The following is a 6,876-nucleotide window of genomic DNA, read 5'->3' on the forward strand; positions in this document are numbered from 1 at the left end:
CGCAGGCAACACGGAGATCAGACAATGTTTGAGATCATGGACACTCACTCAGACGACGCGGTGATTAAAGTCATCGGCGTTGGCGGCGGCGGCGGTAACGCTGTCGAACATATGGTCAAACACAACATTGAAGGTGTTGAGTTTGTCGTTACCAATACAGACGCACAGGCGCTACGTAAATCTGGCGCTGGCTCAACGATTCAATTAGGTCGCGATGTCACTAAAGGTCTTGGCGCTGGCGCCAACCCCGAAGTGGGTCGTGCCGCAGCGGAAGAAGACCGCGAAAACATTCGTGCAGCGATCAAAGGCTCAGACATGATCTTTATCGCCGCCGGTATGGGCGGTGGTACTGGTACAGGTGCTGCGCCAGTTGTTGCTCAAATCGCTCGTGAAGAAGGCATCTTAACGGTTGCGGTCGTGACTAAGCCTTTCCCTTTCGAAGGCAAAAAGCGCATGGCTTATGCCGAGCAAGGTATCGCTGAGCTTGCTAAGCACGTGGATTCGCTAATCACTATCCCTAACGAAAAATTATTAAAAGTATTGGGTCGTGGTACGTCATTACTCGATGCGTTTGCCGCAGCGAATAACGTGTTACTCGGCGCAGTACAAGGTATTGCTGAGCTGATTACTCGCCCAGGTCTGATTAACGTCGACTTTGCGGACGTGAAAACCGTTATGTCTGAAATGGGTAATGCCATGATGGGCACTGGTGTTGCACGTGGTGAAGACCGTGCAGAAGAAGCGGCTGAAGCTGCTGTAGCCAGCCCATTATTAGAAGACATCGACTTAGCCGGTGCCCGTGGTGTGTTAGTTAACATTACCGCAGGTATGGACATGAGCATCGAAGAATTTGAAACTGTTGGTAACCATGTTAAAGCTTATGCTTCTGACAATGCTACCGTGGTTGTGGGTGCGGTTATCGACCCAGAAATGAGCGACGAACTGCGCGTAACCGTAGTTGCAACGGGTATTGGTGCTGAAAAGCGTCCTGATATCCAATTAGTTTCTAAGCCAGCACCACGTCCAGAACCAGTGGTTGTGGAACCAAAAGTTGAAGCTTATGTCGAAGAAGCAACTCATGTGAGCTATGCGGCGCCAAAGGGTAACGTATTACCTGCATCGCCAGCACCTGCTCCTGCGCCAGCGCCTTCAACAAAGCATGAATTGGATTACTTAGATATCCCAGCGTTTTTGCGTAAGCAAGCTGATTAAAACAGGTATTTGAGTCCAGCGTATCGGGTGATGTATTGCTCTATCGGCAATACCACCCAATGACGACATTTGTATGACATAGCTAACTTATGTTACTATGTCGAACCTATGTGGTCGTTTTGCTGCCGCTGTGTGCGCAAATATTAGGCTTAATTATTGAAATCTAAACGGGTAACTGAATGATATTTCAAAGAACTGTTCAAAAAATGGTGAAAGCTACCGGAGTCGGTTTGCACTCTGGGAATAAAGTCACCTTGAGCATTATGCCCGCACCAGTCAATACAGGGATCGTACTTGTGCGTACCGATATTAGTCCTGCCGTTGCTATTCCTGCAAAGGCGGAACAAGTTCGCGAAACCACGATGTGCACGGCACTTGTCAATGACGAAGGTATTCGTATTTCGACTATTGAGCATTTATTTGCAGCCTTAGCGGGTTTAGGCATTGATAACGCCGTAATCGAAGTGGACGCCCCTGAAATCCCAATTATGGATGGCAGTGCGAGCCCATTTGTCTTCTTACTTCAGTCTGCGGGTATTAAAGAGCAGTCTGCACCTAAGAAGTACTTAAAGATTAAACGCCCTGTGCGTGTTGAAGACGGTGATAAGTGGGCCGAGCTCAAGCCTTTCAAAGGTTTTAGAGTCAACTTTAAAATTGACTTTGCTCACCCCGAAATTGCTCGCAGCCAACAGCATGTGGTGATGGACTTCTCTACTTCAGCTTTTGTTAAAGACATTAGCCGCGCTCGTACTTTTGGTTTTATGCGTGATATTGAATATCTGCGTGCGAATAACCTAGCATTAGGTGGCAGCATGGAAAACGCAGTTGTACTTGATGAATATCGCGTCCTCAACCCCGACGGCCTGCGTTATGAGGATGAGTTCGTTAAGCACAAAATTTTAGATGCGTTTGGTGATCTCTATGTGGCAGGACACGCCATTCTTGGTGAGTTTACTGCCTATAAAACGGGTCATGCTCTGAATAACCAGTTAGTACGTGCCTTATTGGCGCAGCAAGATGCGTGGGAGTTAGTGAGCTTTGAGAAAGAAGCCGATGTCCCCGTTAGCTTTGCTGTACCTGGTGGCGCGGTCTTCGCTTAATTGCGTCTGATGTTTACTTATTACGGCTGGCCAATGTGGCCAGCCGTTTTAGTTTTTCGCCTAGTGTCCCGCTCACATTTTCTGCAAGTGCGGCAATATGTTCTGCAGCGGCTGGACTCAGTGCCTTATGCGCCTGTTTCGGCTTTGCGTCATACAATGCTAATCTCGGGTTGACTTTAACTTCAATTGCGGTAAGGATTGGGAGCGTTTCTGCTTGAAGCTGCGCGAGTAGTTTCGGCTTTTGGAAATTAATTCGTGCGGCCCATGCTGCCGAAGTGGTTTCAACTACAAGAACACCCTGGCGGAAATTAGCGACTTTCAGCTGCTCCGCAACAGGACCTGCGACAATCTGCTTCACGTGCTGATCCAGATATAAAAGTAGTTCCGCTTTCTCAGCTATGTCGGGTAATGTGCCTGATTGGTGTAGTAATTGGCTGAGATCCTGAGGGGGCTTTTTCATATGATAATAAGATGGCTGAATTAGGCTATGAGTGTAACAGTATTTATTCAAGGTCGGAATGGCGTTACGCGCTGGCAACCCAGTAAACGCTGGTTGATCCTTCCCATGCTATTGTTAGCTACTGGTGCCGGTATTTATCAACACAACTCTGCTAAGTTTGAAAATCAGCAAGCCAGTGTTGATAACGATCGAATCCAACGCGAACAACAAAAGAAGCAAGTCTTAGAGCTTAAAAGTGCCACAGAGTCACAGCTAGCCATGCTGGCGACCCATGTCGCGCGCATGCAAGCTAAAATCACCCGTCTCGAGGCCTTAGGTCAACAAGTCGCAAAACAAAACAAATTGGATGAAGACTTTGATTTCTCATCTGAAGTTGGGGTTGGTGGTTTAAGCGAATTAGGCTCAAATATCGAAATTAGTCAGCTTATCGAAGATATGGATAAACTGGCGTCACGAATTGACAACAATAATGTTCAACTATCACTACTTGAAACAGTGTCATCTAACCACCATATAGATGCTGAACGTTATGTATCAGGGCTCCCACTCGATAAAGGTTGGTTATCGTCGCCCTACGGATTACGTAATGACCCTTTTAACGGTCGTCGAACCATGCACAAAGGGATCGATTTTACCGGTCGGGAAGGGGCTAAAGTTGTCGCGACTGCAGCAGGCGTGGTGACTTGGGCTGGGAATATGTTTGGTTATGGCGAATTGGTCGAAATCGACCATGGTAACGGTTTACGTACACGCTATGGCCATAATAAAGCTTTGTCAGTAGCTGTAGGTGATGTGGTCGCTAAAGGCGAAACCATCGCCAGTATGGGAAGCACTGGGCGCTCAACAGGGGCTCATGTGCATTATGAAGTGTTGCGTGGCGGACAGCAGATAGATCCACAAAAGTTTGTCTACCGCAAAGCAAGTTAATTGAAACATTGGCTTCTAGTTTCCATCATGGACTTGGCCTACAGAAAATAAGTGATTCAGATGTTTGGTAAATTACTGACAAAAGTATTTGGTAGTCGCAACGACCGTACCCTTAAAGGGTTACAAAAAGTAGTTAATAAGATTAATGCGCTTGAAGCCGATTATGAAAAATTAACCGATGAGCAGCTTAAAGCGAAAACCGCAGAGTTTCGTGAGCGTTTAGCTGCGGGCGCTTCATTAGATAGCATTATGGCGGAAGCGTTTGCCACCGTGCGTGAAGCATCTAAGCGTGTGTTCGAAATGCGTCACTTCGACGTGCAGTTACTCGGTGGTATGGTACTTGATAGTAACCGTATCGCTGAAATGCGTACGGGTGAAGGTAAAACTTTAACCGCAACACTGCCTGCTTACTTAAATGCCTTAACGGGCAAAGGCGTTCACGTTATTACCGTCAACGATTACTTAGCACGCCGTGATGCTGAGAATAACCGTCCACTGTTCGAATTCTTAGGTTTAACTGTTGGGATTAACGTTGCTGGCCTTAGCCAACAGGCGAAGAAAGATGCCTATAACGCCGATATTACCTACGGTACCAACAATGAATTTGGTTTCGATTATCTGCGCGACAACATGGCGTTTTCACCACAAGAGCGTGTTCAACGTCCATTACACTATGCACTTATCGACGAAGTCGACTCAATCCTTATCGACGAAGCCCGCACGCCATTGATTATCTCGGGTGCAGCGGAAGACAGCTCTGAGCTTTACATCAAGATCAACACGCTTATCCCCAATCTTATCCGTCAAGATAAAGAAGACTCTGAAGAGTATGTGGGCGAAGGCGACTACACCATTGATGAAAAAGCCAAACAAGTGCACTTTACTGAACGCGGTCAAGAGAAGGTTGAAAACCTGCTGATTGAACGTGGCATGTTAGCCGAAGGCGACTCACTTTACTCAGCAGCCAATATTTCGCTACTGCACCATGTGAACGCTGCACTACGTGCTCATACCTTATTTGAGCGTGATGTGGACTATATAGTTCAAGATGGCGAAGTGATCATCGTTGATGAACACACTGGTCGTACTATGCCAGGTCGTCGTTGGTCAGAAGGTTTACATCAAGCTGTTGAAGCCAAAGAAGGTGTTCGTATTCAAAACGAAAACCAAACTCTTGCATCGATTACCTTCCAAAACTACTTCCGTTTATATGAGAAGTTAGCGGGTATGACAGGTACTGCTGATACCGAGGCGTTTGAGTTTCAACACATCTATGGTTTAGATACCGTTGTGGTGCCAACCAACCGTCCAATGGTCCGTAAGGATATGGCGGATTTAGTTTACTTAACCGCTAATGAAAAGTATCAAGCGATTATTAAAGACATCAAAGACTGCCGCGAGCGTGGCCAACCTGTATTGGTCGGTACCGTTTCTATCGAACAGTCAGAACTGTTAGCGCGCTTAATGGTGAAGGAAAAGATCCCGCACCAAGTGCTTAACGCCAAGTTCCATGAAAAAGAAGCCGAGATTGTTGCCCAAGCTGGCCGTACTGGCGCCGTAACCATTGCCACTAACATGGCGGGTCGTGGTACCGACATCGTGCTTGGTGGCAACTGGAATATGGAAATCGAGGCGCTGGAAAATCCTACCCCAGAGCAAAAAGCCAAGATCAAAGCTGATTGGCAAGTGCGTCATGACGAAGTCGTTGCTGCGGGTGGTTTACACATTCTCGGTACCGAGCGCCACGAATCACGTCGTATCGACAACCAGCTACGTGGTCGTGCGGGCCGTCAAGGTGATGCTGGCTCTTCACGTTTCTACCTGTCGATGGAAGATAGTTTAATGCGTATCTTCGCTTCTGATCGCGTCTCCGGCATGATGAAGAAGCTGGGCATGGAAGAAGGCGAAGCGATCGAACATCCATGGGTGTCTCGTGCAATCGAAAATGCTCAACGTAAAGTAGAAGCACGTAACTTCGATATTCGTAAGCAATTACTTGAATTCGATGACGTGGCAAACGATCAGCGCCAAGTGGTTTACGCCCAGCGTAATGAGTTGATGGATGCGGAAAGTATTGAAGACACGATTAAAAACATCCAAGACGATGTAATTGGTGCGGTAATCGATCAGTACATTCCACCACAATCAGTAGAAGAGTTATGGGATGTTCCTGGGTTAGAGCAGCGCCTAAACCAAGAGTTTATGCTTAAACTGCCAATCCAAGAATGGCTCGATAAAGAAGACGACTTACACGAAGAAAGCCTGCGTGAGCGTATTATCACTTCTTGGTCAGATGCTTATAAAGCCAAAGAAGAAATGGTCGGTGCCTCAGTACTGCGCCAATTCGAAAAAGCAGTGATGCTACAAACCCTCGATGGCTTGTGGAAAGAGCATTTAGCCGCAATGGATCATTTACGCCAAGGCATCCACTTACGTGGTTACGCACAGAAGAATCCAAAGCAAGAGTATAAGCGTGAGTCATTCGAACTGTTCCAACAATTGCTGAATACGCTGAAACATGACGTGATTAGCGTGTTGTCTAAAGTTCAAGTGCAAGCCCAATCTGATGTTGAAGAAATGGAAGCTCGTCGTCGTGAAGAAGATGCTAAGATCCTACGCGACTACCAGCACGCAGCAGCCGAAGCCTTAGTTGGTGGGGATGATGGTAGCGACGAGATGATGGCGCACACACCAATGATCCGCGATGGCGATAAAGTTGGCCGTAACGATCCTTGTCCTTGTGGCTCTGGCCGTAAATATAAGCAGTGTCACGGTAAGCTAAGCTAATTCAACACGTGCACCTAATTCTAAAAGGCGACTGTAATAGTCGCCTTTTTCATGCCTACTCAAAGCCAGATACAAATCATTGAATCTGTCTGCATCTATATAAAGCTTATTTGAATCTCCAGCCTTCCAGTTATGGTAAGTCATGCTTTGTTCACAAATAAAGCAGTAAAATTGCCTTTTGTGGATAACGTTGGGGGTAACTAGTGGGTACTTTGTGACTAACTGAAACTATTGAAAAAAGATCGAAAAAATACAAAAAAGCGCTTGCACAAAAAGTTCCGCTGCCTATAATGCGCATCCACTGACACGGCAGACAGCGATACGCAGTTTCAAGTGCCAGTTCATCAAGTGATTCAGTCCTTGATGAGCGAAAAGAAAGTTTAAAAAACT

Annotated in this window: 6 protein-coding genes; 4 read left to right on the forward strand and 2 right to left on the reverse strand. The window is 46.6% G+C overall.

The window, feature by feature from the left end:
• Positions 1-24 precede the first annotated feature (24 nt).
• Positions 25-1,212, forward strand: coding sequence for a cell division protein FtsZ (gene ftsZ / locus MMG82_RS10300; protein ID WP_011624294.1), 1,188 nt, complete (start codon positions 25-27; stop codon positions 1,210-1,212).
• A gap of 179 nt (positions 1,213-1,391) precedes the next feature.
• Positions 1,392-2,312, forward strand: a complete 921-nt coding sequence (gene lpxC / locus MMG82_RS10305; protein ID WP_203432612.1) for a UDP-3-O-acyl-N-acetylglucosamine deacetylase — start codon at positions 1,392-1,394, stop codon at positions 2,310-2,312.
• Positions 2,313-2,325: 13 nt separating this feature from the next.
• Here lpxC and MMG82_RS10310 read toward each other — a convergent pair whose 3' ends face one another.
• Positions 2,326-2,772: a DciA family protein gene (locus MMG82_RS10310; RefSeq protein WP_037422811.1), complete on the reverse strand. Its 447-nt coding sequence runs from the start codon at positions 2,770-2,772 to the stop codon at positions 2,326-2,328.
• Positions 2,773-2,799: 27 nt separating this feature from the next.
• On the opposite strand from MMG82_RS10310, the gene MMG82_RS10315 reads away from it, so the two are divergent.
• Complete coding sequence (locus tag MMG82_RS10315; RefSeq protein ID WP_037428847.1) at positions 2,800-3,699, forward strand: M23 family metallopeptidase; 900 nt, start codon at positions 2,800-2,802, stop codon at positions 3,697-3,699.
• Positions 3,700-3,759: 60 nt separating this feature from the next.
• Entirely contained in the window at positions 3,760-6,486 is a 2,727-nt protein-coding gene (secA, locus tag MMG82_RS10320; protein ID WP_241406816.1) for a preprotein translocase subunit SecA, read from the forward strand.
• Between the two features lie 151 nt (positions 6,487-6,637).
• Here secA and MMG82_RS10325 read toward each other — a convergent pair.
• Positions 6,638-6,876: hypothetical protein (locus MMG82_RS10325; RefSeq protein WP_241406817.1), on the reverse strand; the 239-nt coding region annotated here is incomplete at its 5' end.

It is taken from the genome of Shewanella sp. MM_2022_3 (assembly GCF_022557375.1).
Lineage (GTDB): Bacteria > Pseudomonadota > Gammaproteobacteria > Enterobacterales > Shewanellaceae > Shewanella > Shewanella xiamenensis.